This window comes from Mesorhizobium sp. USDA 4132 (assembly GCF_056279545.1).
Genome location: NZ_JBWCCP010000002.1, coordinates 660,066 through 681,928, shown reverse-complemented (window position 1 = coordinate 681,928; position 21,863 = coordinate 660,066). Strand labels below are relative to the sequence as shown.

Annotated in this window: 17 protein-coding genes and 1 pseudogene; 10 read left to right on the top strand and 8 right to left on the bottom strand. The window is 59.5% G+C overall.

The window, feature by feature from the left end; genetic code table 11:
* Positions 1-10: 10 nt before the first annotated feature.
* The 4 genes and pseudogenes from ACZ9IU_RS25915 to ACZ9IU_RS25900 form a co-directional block, all read right to left on the bottom strand.
* The gene (locus ACZ9IU_RS25915; protein ID WP_040125158.1) at positions 11-826 is read right to left on the bottom strand and encodes an alpha/beta fold hydrolase; all 816 of its coding nucleotides are present in this window, start codon (positions 824-826) and stop codon (positions 11-13) included.
* A 225-nt stretch (positions 827-1,051) separates the two neighbouring features.
* A complete protein-coding gene (locus ACZ9IU_RS25910; protein ID WP_040125160.1) occupies positions 1,052-1,477 on the bottom strand; it encodes an SRPBCC family protein in 426 nt (141 codons plus the stop codon).
* Positions 1,474-1,890 (bottom strand): lipocalin-like domain-containing protein, encoded by a 417-nt coding sequence (locus ACZ9IU_RS25905; RefSeq protein ID WP_065814813.1) that lies wholly within the window; start codon positions 1,888-1,890, stop codon positions 1,474-1,476. The genes ACZ9IU_RS25910 and ACZ9IU_RS25905 overlap by 4 nt, the downstream gene beginning before the upstream one ends.
* Before the next feature lie 165 nt (positions 1,891-2,055).
* Positions 2,056-2,262 (bottom strand): annotated as a pseudogene (locus ACZ9IU_RS25900) (SOS response-associated peptidase family protein); the annotation flags it as partial.
* A 57-nt stretch (positions 2,263-2,319) separates the two neighbouring features.
* Between ACZ9IU_RS25900 and ACZ9IU_RS25895 the strand changes: the two are divergent.
* Complete coding sequence (locus ACZ9IU_RS25895; RefSeq protein WP_040125161.1) at positions 2,320-2,910, top strand: SOS response-associated peptidase family protein; 591 nt, start codon at positions 2,320-2,322, stop codon at positions 2,908-2,910.
* Between the two features lie 48 nt (positions 2,911-2,958).
* Here ACZ9IU_RS25895 and ACZ9IU_RS25890 read toward each other — a convergent pair whose 3' ends face one another.
* A complete protein-coding gene (locus ACZ9IU_RS25890) occupies positions 2,959-4,971 on the bottom strand; it encodes a methyl-accepting chemotaxis protein (protein ID WP_040125163.1) in 2,013 nt (670 codons plus the stop codon).
* Positions 4,972-5,904: 933 nt separating this feature from the next.
* Between ACZ9IU_RS25890 and ACZ9IU_RS25885 the strand changes: the two genes are divergently transcribed.
* The gene (locus ACZ9IU_RS25885) at positions 5,905-6,303 is read left to right on the top strand and encodes an SMP-30/gluconolactonase/LRE family protein (protein WP_244447572.1); all 399 of its coding nucleotides are present in this window, start codon (positions 5,905-5,907) and stop codon (positions 6,301-6,303) included.
* Positions 6,276-7,184, top strand: coding sequence for an alpha/beta hydrolase (locus tag ACZ9IU_RS25880; RefSeq protein WP_051900555.1), 909 nt, complete (start codon positions 6,276-6,278; stop codon positions 7,182-7,184). The genes ACZ9IU_RS25885 and ACZ9IU_RS25880 overlap by 28 nt, the downstream gene beginning before the upstream one ends.
* 276 nt (positions 7,185-7,460) lie before the next feature.
* On the opposite strand, the gene ACZ9IU_RS25875 is transcribed toward ACZ9IU_RS25880, so the two are convergent.
* Positions 7,461-8,045: a cupin domain-containing protein gene (locus tag ACZ9IU_RS25875; protein ID WP_367396528.1), complete on the bottom strand. Its 585-nt coding sequence runs from the start codon at positions 8,043-8,045 to the stop codon at positions 7,461-7,463.
* On the opposite strand from ACZ9IU_RS25875, the gene ACZ9IU_RS25870 reads away from it, so the two are divergent.
* Positions 8,026-9,594 carry a winged helix-turn-helix domain-containing tetratricopeptide repeat protein gene (locus ACZ9IU_RS25870; RefSeq protein WP_244447573.1) on the top strand — a complete coding sequence of 523 codons (1,569 nt, stop codon included), beginning with the start codon at positions 8,026-8,028 and terminating at the stop codon, positions 9,592-9,594. The genes ACZ9IU_RS25875 and ACZ9IU_RS25870 overlap by 20 nt on opposite strands.
* A gap of 193 nt (positions 9,595-9,787) precedes the next feature.
* On the opposite strand, the gene ACZ9IU_RS25865 is transcribed toward ACZ9IU_RS25870, so the two are convergent.
* Entirely contained in the window at positions 9,788-10,084 is a 297-nt protein-coding gene (locus tag ACZ9IU_RS25865) for a hypothetical protein (protein WP_040125164.1), read from the bottom strand.
* 39 nt (positions 10,085-10,123) lie between these two features.
* Entirely contained in the window at positions 10,124-10,306 is a 183-nt protein-coding gene (locus ACZ9IU_RS25860; protein ID WP_040125166.1) for a hypothetical protein, read from the bottom strand.
* Positions 10,307-11,550: 1,244 nt separating this feature from the next.
* Here ACZ9IU_RS25860 and ACZ9IU_RS25855 point away from each other — a divergent pair.
* From ACZ9IU_RS25855 to ACZ9IU_RS25830, 6 genes are all read left to right on the top strand, one after another.
* Positions 11,551-11,958 (top strand): hypothetical protein, encoded by a 408-nt coding sequence (locus ACZ9IU_RS25855; protein ID WP_157885321.1) that lies wholly within the window; start codon positions 11,551-11,553, stop codon positions 11,956-11,958.
* A gap of 1,127 nt (positions 11,959-13,085) precedes the next feature.
* Positions 13,086-14,039 (top strand): cellulose biosynthesis protein BcsN, encoded by a 954-nt coding sequence (bcsN, locus tag ACZ9IU_RS25850; protein ID WP_065814814.1) that lies wholly within the window; start codon positions 13,086-13,088, stop codon positions 14,037-14,039.
* A gap of 30 nt (positions 14,040-14,069) precedes the next feature.
* The gene (gene bcsA / locus ACZ9IU_RS25845) at positions 14,070-16,229 is read left to right on the top strand and encodes a UDP-forming cellulose synthase catalytic subunit (RefSeq protein ID WP_040125847.1); all 2,160 of its coding nucleotides are present in this window, start codon (positions 14,070-14,072) and stop codon (positions 16,227-16,229) included.
* On the top strand, positions 16,226-18,601 hold the full coding sequence (locus ACZ9IU_RS25840) for a cellulose biosynthesis cyclic di-GMP-binding regulatory protein BcsB (RefSeq protein WP_040125172.1): 2,376 nt from the start codon (positions 16,226-16,228) through the stop codon (positions 18,599-18,601). The genes bcsA and ACZ9IU_RS25840 overlap by 4 nt, the downstream gene beginning before the upstream one ends.
* Positions 18,601-19,644 (top strand): family 8 glycosyl hydrolase, encoded by a 1,044-nt coding sequence (locus ACZ9IU_RS25835; RefSeq protein WP_040125848.1) that lies wholly within the window; start codon positions 18,601-18,603, stop codon positions 19,642-19,644. Before ACZ9IU_RS25840 ends, ACZ9IU_RS25835 begins: the two co-directional genes overlap by 1 nt.
* Positions 19,635-21,851, top strand: coding sequence for a tetratricopeptide repeat protein (locus ACZ9IU_RS25830; protein WP_244447574.1), 2,217 nt, complete (start codon positions 19,635-19,637; stop codon positions 21,849-21,851). Before ACZ9IU_RS25835 ends, ACZ9IU_RS25830 begins: the two co-directional genes overlap by 10 nt.
* Positions 21,852-21,863 lie beyond the last annotated feature (12 nt).

The window sequence follows — 21,863 nt, the reverse complement described above, 5'->3', positions numbered from 1 at the left end:
CTCACCCTGTTTACTGACGCCAGACGTCGAGCACCGCAGCGACGATCGCCTCGGGCGCGTCCTCCTGGACGAGATGCTTGGCATAGGGGATGACCGTGAATAACGCGCCTGGGATGCGCCGCGCGAGTTCCTCGCCGTCCTTCAACGGTATAAACTCGTCTTCAGCCCCCCACAGGATGGTCACGGGGCAGCGGATCTCACCATAGCGCCATTCCACCTCCTCGCTGTATTTATCATCCATTTGGGCTATCTGGCGCCAGAACGCCTTCTGCCCTTCATCGCCAAGCCAGGGATCGAGATAGAGCCGCATCGCCTCCTCATCCAGCGCACGCTTGACCGTCGCCCCGATGTAGGCGTGCAGCATGGCTTCATGGACGTAGGCAGGCAGGGCGGCGAATACTTCTCCATGGGCCTTCGCGGCCCGTACAAGCGCTGAGCCCTGCGGGCTGATCGCCACTGGGTCGATCAGTACGAGACTGCGATAATCGACATCGTTAAGCAGGTGCGCGCGCAGAGCTGCCGAGCCGCCGAAGTCATGCGCAACGATGTCGGGTCGTTGGACGCCCCAGTGGTTCACGAGTGCCGCAAACAGACTGTTCTGAACACCATGCAGGACATCGCCCTCGGGCTTGCTCGAGCGGCCATAGCCGAGCATGTCGTAATAGAAAATCCGTCGATGCTGCGCGAGCCATGGCGCGACCCGCCGCCATTCGAGCGAAGAGAACGGAGAACCATGCATCACCACCGCAGGCGGCCCTGCGCCAATGACGTCCCAGGCGATCTCATTGCCTTCGAAGTTGAACCGCTCGGACAACTGCCAATCCATGATTCTCTCCTTGGCCTAGATTTTTGACCGACCAAAGTCGGTAGCCTTATCGAAAGGGGCAATCGTCACGCCCGCAGTCATATCGATGTGCTCTCGCTTGCTGTCGGAGTCGACGTTCGAGCCGGTGATCGAACGGTATCCGCTCTCGCTGGCTATCAACGAAGCCGGTCAACCGAAGCTTTTTCGTGCGGTAAATAAGCCGTCCGATCATCAGCGCCGCCGAAGTTAAGCCGTCGCTCCGCCGTGCATGCTCGAAATGTTGTCGAGGCCCGCCTTAAGAAATTGTCTTATTACTTCCACGGCCTTTGAACCGTCCGGCATCGGTTCGAACACTGCCGACCAGACGACCGTGCTCGTGCCATCTCCATTGTCATCAACCCGGAATTCGGCGCTGTAGTGACGAACGGGCATAGCTGTCTCTTCCATGCGATAGCGATAAAGATGGTGCTCTGGCTCCGTTTCGAGGAGGCGCTCGGTCTGGCGACTACCGTCCTGGCCCTTGGCGACACGCAGACAGCCTTCGCGCTCACCTTCGCTGTCGACCCCAGCCAGCATCGGATGCCACTCGCCCACCGCGCCGAATTTGCCGATATTGGCCCAGAGCGCGTCGGCATCCTCAGCGACCCGTCTGGTTTCGACGACCTTAGTCATTTTGCCTTCTCCCTGTTCGCGTCGCGCGCTCCTGCCTTCCGCCAGACGATCCTCACTCTTCCCCAGTCCGTGTCGGCGTCGAGCACCAGGAGATCGCTCTCGAACCGGTAATGGCGCTTCTGGTCTCCGCCTTCCAGATTGGGGAACCACGCGCCCTCGATATGGTGCGTGACCGTCCGCCTTTCGGTATCGATGGAGAACGTGCCGAAATAGCCGAAATACTCCTTGAATGCGCGCGCGCCATCTTCTGTGCTGGCCGCGCGCCAGTCGCCTGATGGGAAGGTACGTCGCCCATGACGGGCGAGCTGCGCGGCCACGTGGCCGTCTGCAGTATAGATGAGCTGGCCGACGGCATTCTCGCCGAGGGGAAATGATTTCTCTCCGCCAGGTTTTTGTTCAGACCACTCGACCAGTGTTCACGACGGTCGAGCCGTATTGATTGCGCCAAGTGCCTTGCCAAATTCCCATATCGTGCTCTCTGCGCCTCGTGTCCTGTCAACGCGGATCCTACGGTGAGGTTCCGACAGCCCAGGAGGAGGCCCCGCCGCAAGATCGAAAGCTGAATTTCAATAGCCTTTACGAAACTCCGAGGCCGGCACCAGGCAGCGGTGGGTCGGGAACATCCTTGGTTCCGACCGGACGACGTTCACGGCGCGCGGACCGCCGTCACGAGGGCGCAGCCCCCACGGCAGCTCCACCATCTCCACATCGCCGTCATCGCGTCTTATGATGACGTGGCGCTCGTCGAGCGGGGCGTCGGACTGGGAAATCTTCGCGCTCATCATGATCGGAACATAGCAGGAACGATATCCTGAAACGACCAGAGCCAAAACGGAGGACGCATGTGCAATGATTATCGGCTGATGGTGGATGTCGCCTCGACCGTCGAGGACTTCGCCGACCTCAAGATCAAGATCCGTTTCGGCGAAGGAGCGCCGAGCCTGCAGCCACGCGAGGACATCAAGATCACTGATGTCGGCCCCATCATCAGGACGATAGACGACGGGCGCGATGAGGCTGAACTCGTGCAGCGGCGCTGGAGCTGGCCCGGGCCGAACAAGCGGCCTGTCTATAATTTCCGGTCGGAGGGCCGAGAGTTCAACTCCAATCGAAGCCTGATCATCGGGGATGGCTTTTACGAGTTCACCGATCCAAAGGACCCGAAAAAGAAGCGGAAGGACAAGTGGCTGTTCACCAAGACGGGCGAGCTGATCTTCTGCATCGCCGGCATCTGGCGCGACATCGCGGAAGTGGGCCAAGCCTTCACCATGCTGACGATGGAACCGGGGCCGGACATTGCCCCTTACCACGACCGGCAGATCGTTATCCTCGAGCGCAACGCGTGGGCTGATTGGCTCGACCTGACACTCTCTGCGAAGTCGCTCATCAGGCCCCTCCCGAAAGGGGCGTTGGCGGTGGAAGAGGTCGGCTGACTGGAAGCAAACGAGAGCCACGAATGCTCTCCTTGGTACTCTTTATGATTAGACTGCCTTGGCGCCCACCGCGTTTACGAACGTCTGACGCAGCGCATGCGCTGGAGACGCCGAGGGCGAATGATGGTTGACCGCACCGGCGAGCGAAAGGGTAGGCCGCCCGTCAGCCTGCACCTTGAACCGCGAAATCAAACGCGAAAGGGAAATGACTTCTTCCGCCAGCCGGCTGGTGCTTGCGGTGGCCTCCTCGACCATGGCCGCATTCTGCTGCGTTACCTGATCCATCTGATTGATGGCTGTATTGACTTCTGACAGGCCGATCGTCTGTTCTTTTGCCGCCGTAGCGATTGACTGGACATGTTCGTTGATCCTGGTTACCTGACCCTGGATCAGGCTCAGTGCCTCGCCGGTGGCGGTCACAAGTCTCACGCCGCTCTGCACTTCGCTGCCTGAGCGCGTGATGAGATCCTTTATGTCCTTGGCGGCGCGAGCGGAACGCTGCGCAAGTTCGCGGACTTCCTGGGCGACGACCGCAAAGCCTTTGCCGGCCTCTCCGGCCCGCGCTGCCTCCACCCCGGCGTTAAGCGCAAGCAGGTTCGTTTGAAACGCAATCTCGTCGATCACGTTGATGATCTGGCTGATCTCGCCGGAGGCTTTCTCGATACGTCCCATGGCCGCGACGGCATCGGTGACCACTGCGCTCGATTGATCCGTGCTTCTGCGCGCCTCGCTGACCATGTGACTGGCTTCGGCCGCGCGGTTCGTCGAACTCTTAACCGCCGATGTGATTTCCTCCAGACTTGCGGCAGTTTCCTCCAATGCAGCCGCCTGCTGTTCGGTACGTTTGGACAGGTCGCCAGACGCGTTGCTGAGCTCGCCGGTGCCCGAATTGATCGTGTCTATCGCCGTGCGGACTTCTGCCATTACGGTTCTCAAACCGTCCATTGTTGCATTCACGTCGCGCTTGAGTTCTGCGAATGAGCCTTGAAATTCGCCCCGCATCTCGTCGGTGAGATCCCCGCGCGCTAATGCCGCGATGACGCGCTGGGCCTCGCCGACACCACGGTGCACGGAGGCCACAAGCTCATTGACGCTCGCCGCGAAACGATCGAGATCGGGACTGTCATAGGTTTTCTGAATTCGCTGGGTAAAGTCTCCAGCAACGGCCGCAGCGACGACCGTCGAGATACTCGAGGACAAATCCGCATTCTTTTCCTGCAGGGCACGCTCCTGGGCATTAAGCTGGCGGATCCGAATGCCGTTCTGCTTGAACACGTCCACAGCGCCAGCCATTTCACCAATCTCGTCGGTTCGACCTGCGAACGGCACTGCGGTCTCGAGGTCGCCGTTGGCGAGGTGTTTCATGCTTGCTGTCAAGTGGCCGATGGGGCGGGCGATCGCCTTCGAACCAAAGATTGCCGAGGCGACGAGCGTCGCAACCACGAGGAACCCCATCCCAAGGCTGATTTGCAACGCCAGGCTCGATGCAGACGACATCTGGACTCCCGCTTCGTCCGCTTTGCTTTTGGCCGCATCCACGCATTCATCGAGTAACGACCCGATCTGATCGGCAATCTTCAAAAGCTTGCCCTGTGCAGCTTTTTCCTCAGCAGACGCTTCCGAATCGTTGTTAGCACTGCTTAATCTGGCGCCTATCGACTTGGACAGACCTTCGTATTCGGTCATCCACTGGCTCGTCAGCTCAATAACTTTGGCTATTCGATCTTTGTTGGCCTGCAGCGTGACGTGAGCGCTTGCGCTCGTCAGGTATTTGGTCAGCGATTCATGCCGCTTGCCAACATACTCGCGCGCTTTCGTTGAATCCGTCAACGTCTCCGCCAGGCGCAATTCCAACATTCCCATCATCATGCCGCGCAGCGATGCTTTTGCGTCCACCAAATCCCGGGAAATGATCAATTGTATGCGTCCAAAATCGGAGCTTCTACCGGCCGAGGCGTCGCCAACCCAGACCGCCGCCAGCAAGGCTAAAACCATGAAGATGCCGACCGCTGACATGGCGGTCAGTTTAGCACTGATGCGGGTGAAAATTTTGGATGGCATAGTCTCACTCCTGTCGCTCGGGGCCGCCAAGGCTCCGGGCCGATTCAATCGGTCAACAAGCTGGACAAGCGTGTTCCAGCGGCACATGGATGCGGAACTCAGACACGCCGTCACACACTCTGCGACGAGGCCGTTGATTAGAATTATTACAAAGTGCTTAAGTTTTCGTTGCGACTATTTGTGCACCGGTCGAGCGACAAAGCGCACGGCTCCAAGTCGCTTCGGCCACGCTTGCGCGACATTTGCGCGTCCGAACATTCGGAGACGCTGGGGTGCCGCGCTCCGCTACGAAACGCCTCAAGGACTGTCTGCTGTTTTCTCGAGGGTTTGGCGGTCTCCCTCGGTTGTCTGGTCGCCTGGCTTGGCGGGAATGCGCGAGATCCAACTTCGAGGGTTTCCGCTCCAGAGTGTCGGCGCGACGGGAAGTCATGCGTCCTTGGTACGTGCGGACGACCGAGGAGACGAACATCTCCGCAAATGTCTTGTTGAAGGGAAGAGGCCTTGTCGAATGTCCCCGTTGGCATCAAGGCGGGCTCTGGTTTGCAGATTGGGCCAGTAGCGAAATCCGGGTCCTCGAAGAGGCAAATCAATCCCGGACTGTCATTCCGGCGAAAGCCCCCGCGGCTGTCATTCGATTTCAGCCCGGAGAATGACCTTTTTCGTGGTCCCGTCCGGTTCGTCGTCACTCATGCGTTTCAATGGCAAGAGCTTGGAAGAATTCACGACGCTCGGCTCGGGAGCGTGGAACGAAATCGTCATCGACGCTGCAGGCAGGATCTATGTCAGTGGTCCGGCGATTATGCTGATCCTGCCAGATGGCAGCGCGGAAAAGCAGGCCGAAGGACTTCAGTTTCCAAACGGTATGGCTCTATCTAGTGATGGCCATACTCTGGTCTGCGCAGAAAGTGGGGGAAGCACCTGGCCGCATTCGATGTGGCCGCTGACGGCCGCCTTTCCAGCCGGCCGATCTGGGCAGAGCTTCCCGGTCCGCCAGACGGGATATGTTTCGACAGCCAGGGCGCCATCTGGTACGCGGACGTGCTCAATGGCTATTGTCGCCGAGTACTAGAAGGCGGCGAACTGCTTGACGAGGTCAAGTCCGACCGGCGCGCTTTCGCCTGTATGCTCGGCGGCGAGGACCGATCGACCCTCTTCATCACCACTGCGCTGTGGCTCGGTATGGACAAGATGAATCAGATGGCCGGCACCGGTCAAATCGTTTCCATCGAAGTAACCACTGCCGGGACCCGGCTGGCCGTTCAACTGAGCGCACGAGTGACGATGACGCTGCAAGGAGAAGCAACATGCCGAACCACAGCCATGCGCAAATAATTTCCGTGTCGGGTGGATCGATATTCACCACCGTTGCCGGGAGCGGCCCGCCGCTTCTCTTGCTGCATGGCTTCCCACAGACCCATCTCATGTGGCGCGACATCGCTCCTCTGCTTGCCTCTGAGTTCACCGTCATCTGTGCCGATCTGCGTGGATATGGCGCCAGCGCTTGCCCTCCTTCCACCCCCGATCACCTCCCCTATTCCAAACGCGCGATGGCGGCCGAGATGGTCGAGCTTATGGAAAAGTTCGGCTTCAGCGAGTTCATGATCGGTGGCCATGACCGGGGCGGCCGTGTCGCTTACCGCATGGCGCTCGATCATCCGGCGGCGATAAGAAAGCTTGCCGTTCTGGATGTCGTCCCGACCTCCACCGTCTGGGATCAAGCTGATGACCGATTTGCGTTAGGCTTTTGGCCGTGGGTCTTACTGGCGCAAGCCGAGCCTTTGCCGGAGAGGCTGATCGCAGGTGCACCGGAGGCCGTTATCGACGATGCGCTCACAGGCTGGGGATCTTCCGCCGCGGTGTTCCCGCCACAGATCAGAGAGGCCTATGTCGAGGCGCTTAGAAGTGCAGACCATGTTCACGCGATCTGCGAGGAGTATCGTGCTGCAGCAAGCGTCGATCGCCAGCATGACGTCCAAGATCAAATCGCTGGGCACCGGATTCGTTGCCCACTCATGGTCCTCTGGAGCGGGACCGGTGCATTGGCCACCTGGTATACCAATGACGGAGGGCCGTTGGCGTTATGGCAACAATTCGCAGGCGACGTCGTCGGTCATTCGATGCCGGGCGGGCACTTCTTTCCTGAAGAGTTTCCCATCGAAACGGCGAAGGCACTGGCCGAATTCTTCAGTGACGCAGCGTTTTCTTCCGGTTGATCAGCGTCAGCCGGGAACGGCTGATCAGAAGTGTCTGACCTCGTTAACGGGCCAACGAAACGGTGTCACACCTCAGACTCCACATTCCGATGTCATCGGGCTTCGCAAGGGGCGGTCCAGCGGCTCTCCGAGATGTAGGGATGCCGGTGAGCGCTGGTCGCCTGAAGGAGATTCGAACTGTCGAACTCGCTGTTTTCCCATCGTCGTGGTGTCCCCTATGGGGCCAACAGGAGCCGAAACATTCAGGTCTCTGATGCCCCAAATTCCGCGCTCGTCTCACGTTTGCAGGATAGACAACTGCGTCGTGTCGTAGCGCTCCCTCAAGTCAGCAATGGCCGCCGCGTCTGGCGGCCCGCCGCTTGCGACAAGAGTCGTGAGTTCTTCGAAATAATGTTCATGTCCGGGGGGTGAGACCGTCATAATCATCCTCGCCGTTTTGCCGCTATGGTTGGCGATATTATGGGGTACTCCTGGCGGGATGAAGACGTAGGCACCGGGTTTGGCGACGATCCTTTGATCCCCGATCTGCCACTCGCATTCACCTTCAAGGACGAAGAACGTCTCTTCCAGGACGTGGTGGACGTGTAGCCCCGTGGAAAAGCTTGGGGGCAAGGTCCAATCGAACATCGAAGTATGTTTCGCGTCATCGCCGGTCACCAGGAACCTCAGCGGCTTTCCGGCCAAACTCAATTCTCTGCCTTCCTCCGGCATTCGGACGACTGCTTTTTTGCTCATCTCATCCTCTCCCATCTTGTTTGTCTGGTTCGCGGAGAGCAGATGATGGAGAAACGGCTGATGGAAGTCGCGAAGGACTTGCGAAATTCTTGCAAATTGTCCGCGGATGTTATTTCTTTTCGTCATGGCGACGATCCTAACATTCGGCTCGTTTCGCCTCGACGTGGACGCCCAAATTCTGTTCTGCCGAGCCGAGCCGCTCGGCCTTGGACGACGCGCAGTGGCGCTGTTGCGTGTACTCCTTGAGCGGGCGGGAACGCCGGTTGGCAAGGAAGCACTCATGGACGCCGCATGGCCCGGACTTGCCGTCGAAGACAGTAATCTCACGGTTCAAGTGGCGGCTCTCCGACGCGCCTTGTCCAGTGAAGCAGGTTCGGACTGGATCGAAACGCTGCAGCGACGAGGCTACCGCTATGTCGGCCCCGACGTGAAAACCGGGGCGGCTCCATCCGGCAAGCCCGATGAACCGTCGCTATCCTCGCCTGTTGGCTCATCACGGCCGTCGGTCGCGATCCTCCGGTTCTCTGCACCAAGCGATGTTAACAATGCGTATTTCGCCGACGGCGTCGCTGAAGACATCGCGGCGGGGCTGTCGCGGATAAAATGGCTGACGGTGATTGCGCCGAAATCCAGCTTTACCTACGAGACCCAGTCCCTTGACCTGCGTCGGATTAGTGAGGAACTGGATGTGCGCTATATCCTGCAAGGCAGCGTACGCAGGTCCGGTGATCGTGTCCGGGTATTTGTCGAAATGGTCGAGGCGAGGACGGGAAGCCTATTGTGGACGGAACGGTTCGACCGCCCAATCGTCGACATCTTCGATCTCCAGGACGAAATCGCCCTCAACGTCGTCGGCTCCATCGAGCCGCGCCTGCGTCGGGCGGAATTTGAGCGCGTCAGACGTAAGCGTCCCGATAGCTTCGACGCCTATGATCTCGTCCTGCAGGCTCAACCTGATGTTTATTGCGGTATGCCGACAGAGGTCACGACGGCGTTGGTGCTCCTTGATCGGGCATTGCTTCTTGAGCCGGACTACGCGTTGGCGCACGCGTTTGCGGCTATGTGTCACCATTGTCTTTTCCTACGTGCTGGACTTCTGGAAGAAAATCGAATGGCGTCCATTCGATACGCGCGAAAAGCACTTCAGCACGGATCGGACGACTCGCTTGCGCTCACGTTCGCTGCGTTTTCGATTGGAATGGACGAACATGATCGCGATGCCGCCTTCGCCGCAGCCGAGGCTGCGCTCGCCATCAGCCCATCCTCCGCAATCACCTATATTGTTGGCGGCGTGATGTTCGGGTGGGCCGGAGATGCCGGTCGCGCCATCGACTGGGGCGAGCGAGCTTTGCGCCTTAGCCCGTTTGATCCGTGGGCATGGTCCGCATTTCACGCCCTGGCACTTGGTCACTTTCGGTTGGAAGACTTCGGCAAGGCCGTCATGGCGGCGCAAAAGGCTGTTCAACTCAACCCCCGCCACAGCATCTCACATATGTTGTTGGCAGCGTCGCTCGCGAAACTCGGACGTAATCTCGACGCCCAGAGTGCTGCGGCCCGCGTTTTGGAATTGCAGCCCAACTTTCAATACAGAATGCATTTTTCAGGCGTCGACTGCGAACCTGCGCTGTCGAAGTCGCTTGGCGACGCACTTCATATCGCGGGATTGCAGAGATAGGGACTCAAACCTAAATCTCCTTGGGATTAAAAATCAGATCTAAAATATGGGAGGCGAAGCTGTATCCAACGGAGTTGATATTTGATCTTGCCGTCCTAATGGTGCTTCGGCCGCTGGCCTCGGCGGGACAAAACCAGGGAATGCGGAAAGTGCCGGTCCAATGACGTCCTCAGGCGCCTCAAGCCGCGCTCGTTTAGCCCGTCGGCTCGAAAATCAGGCGGATCAAAGTTCCATCGCTTGCCGCGGCATTGATTGTCGTTGCGATCAGCCGGAGCGGTCCCCGCGCGACAAGCGCTTTCGGCTGAGGGTGTTGTCCGGGACCGGCGTCAACGAAGGCAGAGCATTGATGATCGGTGTCGAGCACGGCGATGAAGGATGTTGCGACGACAGTTTCGCCGCAAGCGGCGCATCGGAGAATGTACGAGCCGAAAGGGACAATTGATTCTGTGTGATCCCATCCGCACGACTCGCAGGCCAAAATACCGTTCACTGCATCAATTGTACCCGAGGAGGTTGCGTCTGTGATGAGTCACGAGGCGGCGGCTAGAATGATCGCAATAGCGAGCAGCAGCGGACCCATCCACTTGAAATGACGAACGACCGACGGTTGACGGGCCGGATTGCGTGACAGCGAGAGATAATCGAATCCGATCCCCGTCATCCAAAGGCCAGCGCAAAACATGATGAATTCGTCAATGTACGCTGCTATCATGCTTTTTTTGCTTTCGGGTTGTTGAATGTCGCCAAATTCTCGTCGTTGGCCATCGTCACCAGGTGTTGCAAATCATGACGGCGGAGCCGCTCGTTCTGCGGATCGATTATTGAGAGGCTCAAGTGGCTTCACCCGAGTGAGACCGGCCAAAACTACCTGAGCTAACGCCGTCAGAATGCGATCTAGGGCCATGAATTATCATCCCCCTGATCTTTGTAAAAGCATAAACCCGCTTTCGCTCGGCTGAGACGAGCAAACCTACAAGCGTTCAATGCAGCAGGCATGATACGTGACTTGCATATCGTGCTGGATACAGGCACTGAAATTCAGATCGGCCGAGACCCGATACATTGAGAGATCTCAGCCGGCACCGCAAACCAACTTATTCTATGATTTGAGGAACAGGGCTCCCAACTATCTCGCTTACCTCCGTTATGACCAGATGCGGGGAACAGTTCCCGATCTGGCCGGTTAGGTCAGCATAAGGAGACCGGGAAAGCCCACGTCGCCGAGGACCATTGGGCGGCCGAGAACTTTTCCGGGAGAACGGGACGCAGTGCGACCGCGCTCTACTCCCGACATGGAGCCCTGCCAATCAGTCCTGCTGGTCGGGCTTTCTATGCTTGCTTCACCCTGAAGACCCCATCGCGACAACCCGCCGGAACGAAAAAAGCCCGGCAGCCAATTGAGGCTGCGGGGCTCAAGGTCCGCCATGAAATGCGCGGATGGAATATACTCATGAAATCGAGGGGCCAGCAAGTTCGCCTGCGCACTAGCCATGGGGCCGGCCGATCCGCCGGCGATCGCTTCGCTGATACTTCCGCAAGGTTTCCCACCAAAGTCGGCCTCCTTCAACAGGGGCGGCAAAACCGGGATTGCCACTGCCACCAACATTACCCATTCCGTCTTTGTCATTTTCCAATTGTCCAACGAGCAACACACTCCACTGAGAATAAAGGGGCGTCGGTCGATGGGGATATTAAACGATCAAATGTGGGCTGATTTGCCTATCTCTCTGATTTTCCTCCGTCTGGCGAATTTAGCGCTGCCGAAACGAATGATGAACGTCCCCGCCGCCGAAACGAAAGCCGATCCCTGCTCATGGCGCCATGGCGGGTGGAGTACGTTCTAAAGCTTCGGACTTCTCAAGCGATCTTCATCAGCCGGAACCTTTTGCCACTCATGGTGATTGGAAATGTGGCGCTCCGCCAACGGCGGAAAGATGATGCCATCGGGAGGATGAGTTGAACGCCAACATTTCGGCTGCAATGCGCGCCGTGCCATCTGAAGCTAGAGAGGCCATCATCAACGCTCGGGGCCACTGGCCCCTATTGGTGGTCAGCCTGGCGATCGCCACCGCGGTCATCGCGTTCCTAAACTACGAATTCAGCGGGCTTCTCGTATCACTGGCAATCGGTTTAGGCGTCGTGATGTTCTGCACCGCGACATTGATTGCCGGCATTGCAAGCTGGCTGTTTTTCACCGGCCTGCTCTGGAGGATGTCCGAGGCGCGGAAACCGCGACGGCCAATACGGCGACTGGCGGACGATGATATACCGAGGCGGTTTTGGTTCTCAGGCTTTTTTGCCACTCTGCTCTGGATTGTTCCGCTCTACGCCTTGACCTTGGGCTTGGTATCAGCCAGCCAGTAGCCGCGACAATGCCAATGATCGGCAAGCGCGTGAAACTTAGGGCGTAGACTACCCCCTGGCGCGTTGCGCTGCCTTTCGACCCGGTCGAGACGCTCCGAAGATCGAGGAGATGTCGCGCTGGCCGTAGACGCTGTCCTGGGCGGTCTTCCCCTCGTCGATCTGGCGCTGCTGTTTTGGAACCTCTGGTCGTAGTTTGCCAACCCATGGTCGAGCTCCTCGCGCGGGACCTGAGCTGTGCGGACTTCCTTCAATGCTGCATCTGCCCGCGCCCGGTCCTCCGATCCGCGGGTCGTGCGCCATTCCATCTCCTTTTGCGTCACCATCTTCTCTGTAATGATCGTGATCGAGCCCTTGAGATCTTTGGTCGCGCTCCGGATCGGCCAGTAAACCAAGCCGCTGACAATCGTGCAGAACGAGAGCGCAACCGCATAGGGGAGTCCTAGACCCTCTGACATCTGATTTTGCAATGCCATTCGACGCGTATACCCCCATCGCCTTTTCGAACATATGTACGTCTCCCGTTGATTGCGAGAAGGGCCAAAGTTCGAAGCAACGATGTTGAACGCACGAAATGAAGAATTGGCTTCACTGGCAGCAGACCTGGCCATGGCGTTTACGCCAATCGACGATCCTATCGCGGTTGAGGCCAGACCATCGGCGATGGCGAAGGGAGCCCTTCGAGGCCCCAGTGGTCTACAAGGCGAATGGTTGGTAAGAAAACGGGCGACGGCTGCACGACTGCTTCGGCCGGGAGCGACGCGGCCACCGCGCTGATCAAGCAGGCGGACACCTACCCTTCTTTACCAGGTCAAACTAGGTGGAAAAGATCGAACCGCCTTCCACGGCTGATATGGAGCTATGCGTTATTTGCGCGATCCGCAGCGTAAGAGGAACCGACCGCGACCGCTTTGGCCGCCTTGTTCCTATGTACCGCGGCTGCGCCGAAGCTCTGTGCAAGCCCAAAAATCCTTAATCGAGCATTAAGCATTTACGATCTGTTAACCACCATTGTGAGTAAGTTGCCCTCTACCGCAAATCGTCTTGAGATTCCTCTCACGTGTATAACCTAGGACTGAACGGAATTTACGGTGATCGAGGCTCGCTTGACAACTCTGTTGCTCGTATCAATGCTGACCGGCTGTGGCACTGCAGGTACCGTCAAAGCCCCCGTGGGCCCAGAGCTTCTATCCGCCGACAAAGCGCTGATCATGCCGCCGCCCGGTGGGCCCACCGTATTGGGTGTTGTCCAGACACAACACACCAACGCGACCGAGCAGACAGTGTCCTTGGCGACCAACTCCAGCATCCCTGGCCAGAACTACCTGAAGGTCAGCTTTATCGGCGGGTCGCAGGGCAGCAACACCAGCATGGGGCACTATCGAACCGTCAACGAGGCAGGTCTCCGGCGTGAATATGCGGCGGCGGTGCCTGGTGTGCGTATGACGCGTTCGAATATCTACCTGCAGAACGCCTATGGCCCGTTTGCCTATGCATCCGGCCGCAGCGCTGGCGGAGATGCCTGTCTCTTCGGCTGGCAGCAGATCCGTTCGCGCAGCAGCGGAAGCGGCATCGGCCGGGATTTCGGCATGGTCCAGATGAGGCTGCGCCTGTGCGACAAGCGCGCGAACGAAAGTGAACTTCTGAGCGTCATGTACGGCTACACGCTGATCGGCACCTTCCACGGCGAAATCTGGAACCCCTTCGGCAGCCCATCCTCCGGTGATCCGAGGATCGGCCAGACCGGTCAACCGATCTATCCTGCGGCCCAACCGTCCGCGCAGACGTTCCCATTCAGCTACTCGCGTTCCCAGGTCGACCGGAGCACCACTTCTGCCATAACGCGGCGCGCGCCGGCAGCACCGGCTGCGGCTCCTGCCTTGCCGGTCGCGACGACCGTCGCTCCCGCGGCTTCGAGCGCGCAGTCTGATGACGCCATGGTCGTTCCAGTACCACCGCCTGCCTCTCACACAGCCGAGAACACGGGAAGGGCACAGGTTGCCGTGCCCTCCCCCGATTGCATTGATGCCGCGCCCATGTCGCCCGCCTGCTCCAACCCAGGCGATCGTGAAGCGGCGCACTAGCGCTTAGCGCCACGTGCCAAAGGAATGACCATGCATAAGGCCTTGGGCATCATCTTGTGGACGATCATGGCAGCCTGTGTGGTCAGCGTGATCACCCTGCCTGTCAATCTGCAGACCCAACTGATCGTAAGCGTGACGGTCGTCATTATCATGGGCGGACTGAAGCTTCTCAAGTCAGAAGGGCGCTGGCGGCTTGTGGCGCTCGCGTTCGGCGTTTCCATTGTTCTGCGCTATGCCTACTGGCGCACCACCGAAACTCTGCCCCCCATCAATCAGCCGGAGAACTTTATCCCGGGAATGCTGTTGTACCTGGCGGAGATGTACAACATTCTGATGCTGTTTCTCAGCCTGTTCATCGTGGCGATGCCGCTTGCGTCGCGCCCGTCGCGGGCAGGCCAACAGAAAACCTTTCCGGCGGTCGACGTGTTTATTCCTTCCTACAACGAGGATGCGATGCTGCTGGCCAACACCATCGCCGCAGCAAAGTCGATGGACTATCCGGCAGACAGGCTGAGGGTTTGGTTGCTGGATGACGGCGGAACATTGCAAAAGCGCAATTCGGCCGATGTTCGCGAGTCGGAGACGGCCGTCGCGCGTCACGCCCTACTGACTGACCTCTGTCGGCAGCTGGGCGCAAACTACCTTACGCGTGAGCGCAACGAGCATGCCAAGGCCGGCAACCTCAACAACGGCCTTGCCCACTCGCAAGGCCAGCTAATCGCCGTCTTCGATGCCGACCATGCGCCGGCACGCGACTTCCTGCTCGAGACAGTCGGCTATTTCGAGGAAGACCCGAAGCTGTTCCTGGTCCAGACGCCGCACTTCTTCCTCAATCCGGATCCTCTTGAGAGGAACCTGCGCACCTTCGAGCGCATGCCGAGCGAGAACGAGATGTTCTACGGCATCATCCAACGCGGTCTGGACAAGTGGAACGCCTCCTTCTTCTGCGGTTCTGCCGCCGTCTTGAGCCGCCGCGCGCTGGAGACGACCAACGGCTTCAGCGGCATGAGCATCACGGAAGACTGCGAGACTGCGCTCGAACTGCACAGTACGGGCTGGAACAGCATCTACGTCGACAAGCCTCTGATCGCCGGCCTTCAACCTGCGACCTTTGCCAGCTTCATCGGCCAGCGAAGCCGCTGGGCGCAGGGAATGATGCAGATCCTGCGTTTTCGCATGCCCTTCCTGAAAAGCGGCCTCTCTATCCCACAGAGGTTCTGCTACATGTCGTCGACGCTGTTCTGGCTGTTTCCTTTCCCGCGCACGATTTTTCTCATCGCGCCGCTCTTCTATATCTTCTTCGACCTGGAGATCTTCACCGCGTCCGGCGGCGAGTTCCTCGCCTACACGCTGGCCTACATGTTGGTGAACCTAATGATGCAGAACTATCTGTACGGCTCGTTCCGCTGGCCCTGGATCTCCGAGCTCTATGAATTCGTGCAGACAGTCCATCTTCTTCCGGCGGTCGTGTCGGTCATGGTCAATCCGAGGAAGCCGACATTCCAGGTCACCGCCAAGGATGAATCCGTCTCCGTCAATCGGCTTTCGGAAATCAGCAGACCGTTCTTCGTGATCTTTGCGGTGCAGGTCATCGCCGTCATCATGACGATCTTTAAAATCTACACCGAGCCCTACAAGGCGGACGTGACCCTCGTCGTCGGCGGCTGGAACATTATCAACCTCATTCTCGCCGGATGCGCGCTGGGAGTGGTCTCGGAGCGCGGCGAAAAATCCTCCTCGCGACGCATAAGGGTCCGGCGACGTTGCGAGTTTGGCGTCGAGGACAGGTGGTATCCCGCCTCGATCGAGGATGTCTCGGTGGGCGGAGCGGGCCTGCAGGTGTTCGGCAAACAATTGTCGGCCATCCGCCCCGGCGCGGAAGCCGTGCTGCGGTTCAGGCCGCATGATGAACAGCAGGAGCTTGCCCTGTTGCCGATCGTCGTTCGTGGGGCGCAATCGTCCGGCGACACCGTTCAGGTCGGCTGCCAATACCGGCCGCGCGATGCGCTCGACCACCGTTGGATCGCCGATCTCCTGTTTGCCAATTCCACGCAATGGGAAGAGTTCCAGACGAGCCGCAGGCGCAATCCGGGCCTTGTCCGCGGCACGCTCTGGTTTCTCGGGCTGTCGCTCTACCAGACAAGCCGTGGGCTGATCTATCTCTTCCGGGGCATGGGGAAGGGTACATGACACGCCGTCCTTTTTTCCTATTCTCGATCTTCGTCATCTGGCTTGCTGCAACCGGGCCCGTCCTCGCCCAGGCGGCGCCGTTCGACATGGGGCCGGAAAGGCCATCCGTTCCCGTTGCGCCAGCACCCCAACTGCCTGAGCTGCTCCCGCGCGGCCCGGCGGCGCAACCTGCGCCGAACAACGACCGGCGATCCGACACCACTCCCTCGGCTCAACCGCCGGAGCGGCAGAACCGCCGCTATATCCTTCCCGTGCCGGAACTGGCCCTGACGGGCGAGCTCGACCGCCGATCATGGTCGATCTACCTGACCGAACAGCAGGTTTCCGGTCCAATCAGCCTCGCATTCAGCTTTCGCAACGCCATCGTGGTCGCCCCGGAAGCATCGCGCTTGACGGTTCTGCTCAACGGACGTCAAGTTGCAGATGAAGCCATCAGCGCTGCGGACAGGCCGCGCACTGTGTCGTTGGAGGTGCCAGCGGGCATTCTGCAGGCCGGCTCCAACCAGATCGAATTTCGGGCCAACCAGCGGCACAGGACTGATTGCGACATCCGCTCCACCTATGAGCTCTGGACGAGGATTGATCCCGCCGAAACCTTTCTCACGCTTGGAGGACAGACCGGTACGGCACCCTCCATCGCCGAGGCCATCCGGGCCATCGGTGCCGATGCCAAGGGCGCGACATCGTTCGAGGTACTGCTTCCAACCCTCGGGCAGCCAGGCGCGACAGTTCCCCTCCTTCGGCTTGCACAGGGACTGTCGCTGCTCGCCGGCATGCCAAGCCAGAGCTTCTCGTTCCATTCGCAGCGATTGCCAGCACCCAGGCCGGGACATTTGGGCATTGTGATCGGTACTGCGGCTGAACTGCAGCCGGTCTTTCCGGGATTGCCCGCCGCAGCTCAAAACGGCAGCTTGTTGACTTGGGCCGTTGATCCGCAGACGGATCAGCCGGTTCTTCTTATCACCGGCCCGCGTTGGACCGACATTCGCGCGGCGATCGATACATTCGTGACCCCGCTGGATCGCTCTCTCGCGACGCGTCGTGACGTCATCACCACCCAGCGGTGGAGCACGCCGGATGCACCGCTCCTGTTTGGTGGTGAGACCCTTGCCCTGTCGCAGCTTGGTATGGAGACGATTGAATTTCCGGGACGCCGTGTACGCACCAACTTCAATCTTGCGGTCCCGTCGGACTTCTACGCCAACGCCTTTGGAGAAGGGCAGTTGCTTTTGGACGCGGCGTTCACCGACGCCGTCTTGCCGGGCAGCCATATCGACGTCTATGTGAACGGAAACATAGCCTCGACCGTTCCGATCACCTCCTCGAAGGGCGGGATCCTGCGGCACCTTCCCATCAAGGTCGCCCTGCGTCACATCAGGCCTGGCCTCAACACGATCGGCTTGGAGGCGATCATCACCACGGAAGCCGATACGCTCTGTGCTCCAGGTTCGACGGCGGCTGCCGAACCGCGCCTCGCCATCTTCAATACGTCCGAATGGCAGATGCCAGCCTTTGGCCGGATTGGACGTACTCCCAACCTGGCGGCGCTGGCCGCCACCGGGTATCCCTACGCACGCGACGAAGAGCCACTTCAACTTTTCGTCGATCGTTTCGACGCTGACACGATGTCGGCGGTATCGACCTTCATGGGAAAGCTGGCACTGGCGGCGGGGCACGTGATTGCAACTGAGCTTGTGGCAACGCCCACGGCCGTGGGCGATCGCAACGCCATCTTTTTTGGTAGCCTTTCCCAGATGCCTGCCAGGCTTCTTGCGCAGACAGCCATCGCTGCCGATGGTGCAACGTCCTGGAGGCCGGCATCGCCGCTAGCAGCCCCCGCTGCTGCAACATCTGCGGCATTCGAGCAATGGCGCACGCGTGTCAGCGGCGGAATCTGGAGCGGACAAGTGAGCGCGTTCCAGGCGTGGCTGCAACGCAACTTTGACATTTCCGCCGCGTCTCTGCGGATCCTGCCCAGTACGGCCCCCCCGTTTCGTCCATCTCCGACGCACAGCCTGCTGATTGCGCAAGGCGCAAGCCCCGCAGGTGAGGCCAGCTGGACGCTGGTCACCAGTCCGACGTCGGCCGAACTGAAAACCTCTGTCGAGATGATAACCAGGCTGGATCGGTGGGGTGATGTTGGCGGTCGGTTGAGCGCCTATGCAAGCAAGACCGATACCGTCACCGTGCTTGCGGAGAGCCAAATTGATTACCGATCGACAGGCGGCGTCTCGTTGAACAATTATCGACTGGTTCTCACCAACTGGTTGTCTACCAATGTCCTCGCCTACACCATCCTTCTGGTCGTGTTTGCGGTGATCTTCGGGCTTGCCACTGCATCCGTCCTTAGTCGTCTTGGGAGGCGGAAATGATGCTACGCCTGATCACGCTGGCGGTTTGCCTGACACTTCTCAGCTCTGCCGGCTTCACCCAGGCCAAGGAGCCGCTGGTCCTGGGCCGGGAATGGTCAGCCTACAAGGAAAAGTTCCTCGAACCCAACGGCCGCATCGTCGACAATGGCAATGGCGCCGTCAGCCACAGCGAAGGCCAGGGTTACGGCCTGTTGCTTGCCTATCTTGCCGACAGTCCGTCGGACTTCGAGCAGATCTGGTCCTTTACCCGCACCGAATTGCTATTGCGGGACGATGGGCTTTCGGCTTGGAAATGGGAACCCGACGCGTCTCCTCATGTCCAAGATATCAACAATGCGACGGACGGAGACCTGTTGATCGCTTACGCACTGGGCCTTGCAGGCTCAAGATGGAAGCGAATGGACTTCATTCAGGCCGCGGCACGGATGGCGCAGAGCATTCTGTCGAAGACGGTCATTTCGGCGGGCGGGCGGACCATTCTTTTGCCGGGAGCAATCGGATTTCGGGCTGAGGACCGCCAAGACGGACCCGTCGTCAATCCGTCCTACTGGATTTTCGAAGCGCTGCCCGTGATGGGTATTCTTGCGCCATCCGACCGGTGGCAGGCACTGTCAGACGACGGACTGGAACTGATCCGCACGCTGCAGATAGACCGAGCTCGGCTTCCCCCGGAATGGGTCAGCCTCAAGCAGCATCCTGTCCCTGCCAAGGGTTTCGAGGCACAGTTCTCCTACAATGCCATCCGTATTCCGCTGTATCTTGCCAGAAGTAATATCAATGATCCGGGACTCATGCGCGGCCTGATGGACGCCATGGTGGATGAGCATGGCATCCCGGCTGTGATCGACTTGCTGACGGGACGGCCGGTCGAGACCCTGCGTGATCCGGGCTATCGCGCCATCCGTGATTTCCTGGCATGCCGCGTCGACGGCACGCCCCTCCCGCCGTCGTCGATCCAGTTCCAACCTGATCTCTATTATCCCGCGACGCTGCAATTGCTGGTCCTGGCGGGCATTCGGGAGAAATATCCCTCATGTCTATGAAGCTCCCGCTTGTCCTTCTCACGGCCACCCTGATTGGCGGAGGCTTCGCCGCAAGCCTGCGCGACAAGGTAAGCCTTCCTGGCCTACCTGCAAACGTGGCGGCCACGGTCAGGTCGGAACAAGAGCGCGTCGCGCAACAAGCCGTGCCTGCCGATCCGCAGGCCTTGGCTCAGCAGATCCTCACGGTTCAGCCCGCGGGCCAGGGCGCGCCCGATACTGCCGTTCCCCCCGCGGCAATGCAAGAACAGGCGCAGCTTCAGCCCAAGACAAGAGAACCCGACCAAGCTGGAGATCCGGCGCCTCCGGCGGCAGAACCAAAGCCGGAGCCTGACCTCTCTGCACTTCGCTACTTCGCTGCTCGTGGCGACAATGCACGTCTACAGGCAGAGATTGCACGGTTGCGAGCCCTCTATCCCGACTGGACACCGCCTGCCAATCCGCTCGAAATACCGATGGAACGGGATGAACGGCTTGAGGAGGTGTGGCGACAATATGCCGAGGGGCGCTACAGCGAAGTCCGCAAGGCCATTGCGGAACGTCAGGCGACGGACAGAACGTGGCAGCCGCCACAGGATCTTCTGGAACGCTTGAATCTGGCGGAAAACCGCGTGCGGCTGATCAACGCCTCCGATTTGAAACAATATCAGACAGTCATCACCCTGGCGGCAGAAATTCCAGCCCTGCGCACCTGTAGTGACGTCGATGTTCTGTGGCGCCTGGCAGAAGCCTTCATCCGCACGGATCGCGAGACGCGGGGCGTGGACGTGTATCGCTACGTCCTGGAAAATTGTACGGTCGAACCGCAACGGGTTGCCACGATCCAGAAAGCCGCTGCCCTTCTCTCCTCGTCATCACTCACTCCGCTCCTCGCCCTGGAGCGGGAAAAGGAATTCGAGCCCATCCGCAACGATCTTGCACGCCGGCTGGTTGCGACGGCAAACGGGACCCCCGGCAGCGACGTAGCCCCGGACTATCTGGAGCGCCTGCGCCGGATGGCTGAGGCTGAAGGAAAAGCCTCGGACGCTTTGCTCTTGGGATGGTACGCACTGCGTCATGACGAGGCCAAGCAGGCTGAGCAATGGTTCTCGAAGGCAGGACAGATCGAGAAGAGTGTGTCGGCGTCGCAAGGTCTTGCCCTCTCGCTCCTCAAAAGCGGACAGGCGGCACGAGCGGAGGACGTCATGTACCCTTGGCGCGACAGCTCCGAAGAGGCAAGCGCGACATATCTGGCAGCCACATCCAATCTGTTGGCGAGCGATCCTCCGCTGCAAATTGCGACCGAGATTCTCCAACGCATCGCCAGAACGGCCCTACAAGCGAAATATGTGCCGACCGCCCAGCAGCTTGGCTGGTATGCGCGCGCGTTCAATCAGCCACACACGGCAGCACGGTGGTTCGAGACCGCGCTCCAGTGGAAGGCAGACGAGCCGTCCGCCTATGGACTTGCCATAACCCGACAGCAGTTGAATGACCGCGCCGGAACAGAAGCGATCCGATCAGCCTGGGCGGGGCGTTCACAACGCATCGCCGATCTCGGCATCATCTCAGCTGCCAAGTCTCCACAACTCGCACCAGAGCCCGCGCAGCAAAGCGGAAAGGGGGATGCAACCCGATCACGACAGACGAACGCCGCAGCATCTGTGGCGGTATCCCGCCAGTCCCGCCCGACAACATCCGCTGGTCGGACAACGTGTGATGTCCGTAGCGGAGTGGAAAATCTTTTACCTCAGGCAGCACTGCAGCGCGGATGGTGCCTGATGGATCTGAACCGGCCCCTAGAGGCAGCTGAGGCCTTTCAGGCGGCGCTAGGCTCCTCCGTGCACGCCACGCGTGAGGACGCCGCTTATGGTCAGAGCCTCGCCTATTTGAGGCTCGGCCTCATCGACAAGGCCGCCGTTGCCGCAACCAAGGCGCCGCAGAGCATGCAGCGCTCGTCCGAACTCCAGGTGGCGATCCTTGCCAATCGCGCCAATCTGGCCTTTGACGCCGGGCGCTATCGCGAGGCTCTCATCTATTTGGACCAACGCGCACTTCTGCAACCGGAAACCACCGATTTACTTGTGCTGAGAGGCTATGCCTTCATCAACCTGAACCGTGCCAGTGACGCCATGCGTATATTTGAAGCTGTGGCTGAGACTGGAAACCGCGATGCTGCCCGCGGCTTGCGCGACGCAAGGGTTGCGTTGGGGCTCGAGACGACCGACTAGGGGCCAGCCTGC

Excerpts from the sequence above, each read along its gene's own strand:
- ACZ9IU_RS25880 (WP_051900555.1), top strand. The coding sequence starts at position 6,276 with ATGCCGAACCACAGCCATGCGCAAATAATTTCCGTGTCGGGTGGATCG.
- bcsN (WP_065814814.1), top strand. The coding sequence starts at position 13,086 with ATGCTGACCGGCTGTGGCACTGCAGGTACCGTCAAAGCCCCCGTGGGC.
- ACZ9IU_RS25830 (WP_244447574.1), top strand. The coding sequence starts at position 19,635 with ATGTCTATGAAGCTCCCGCTTGTCCTTCTCACGGCCACCCTGATTGGC.
- ACZ9IU_RS25890 (WP_040125163.1), bottom strand. The coding sequence starts at position 4,971 with ATGCCATCCAAAATTTTCACCCGCATCAGTGCTAAACTGACCGCCATG.
- ACZ9IU_RS25840 (WP_040125172.1), top strand. The coding sequence starts at position 16,226 with ATGACACGCCGTCCTTTTTTCCTATTCTCGATCTTCGTCATCTGGCTT.
- ACZ9IU_RS25895 (WP_040125161.1), top strand. The coding sequence starts at position 2,320 with ATGTGCAATGATTATCGGCTGATGGTGGATGTCGCCTCGACCGTCGAG.
- ACZ9IU_RS25835 (WP_040125848.1), top strand. The coding sequence starts at position 18,601 with ATGCTACGCCTGATCACGCTGGCGGTTTGCCTGACACTTCTCAGCTCT.
- ACZ9IU_RS25875 (WP_367396528.1), bottom strand. The coding sequence starts at position 8,045 with ATGACGAAAAGAAATAACATCCGCGGACAATTTGCAAGAATTTCGCAA.
- ACZ9IU_RS25910 (WP_040125160.1), bottom strand. The coding sequence starts at position 1,477 with ATGACTAAGGTCGTCGAAACCAGACGGGTCGCTGAGGATGCCGACGCG.
- bcsA (WP_040125847.1), top strand. The coding sequence starts at position 14,070 with ATGCATAAGGCCTTGGGCATCATCTTGTGGACGATCATGGCAGCCTGT.
- ACZ9IU_RS25870 (WP_244447573.1), top strand. The coding sequence starts at position 8,026 with ATGTTATTTCTTTTCGTCATGGCGACGATCCTAACATTCGGCTCGTTT.
- ACZ9IU_RS25915 (WP_040125158.1), bottom strand. The coding sequence starts at position 826 with ATGGATTGGCAGTTGTCCGAGCGGTTCAACTTCGAAGGCAATGAGATC.
- ACZ9IU_RS25860 (WP_040125166.1), bottom strand. The coding sequence starts at position 10,306 with ATGATAGCAGCGTACATTGACGAATTCATCATGTTTTGCGCTGGCCTT.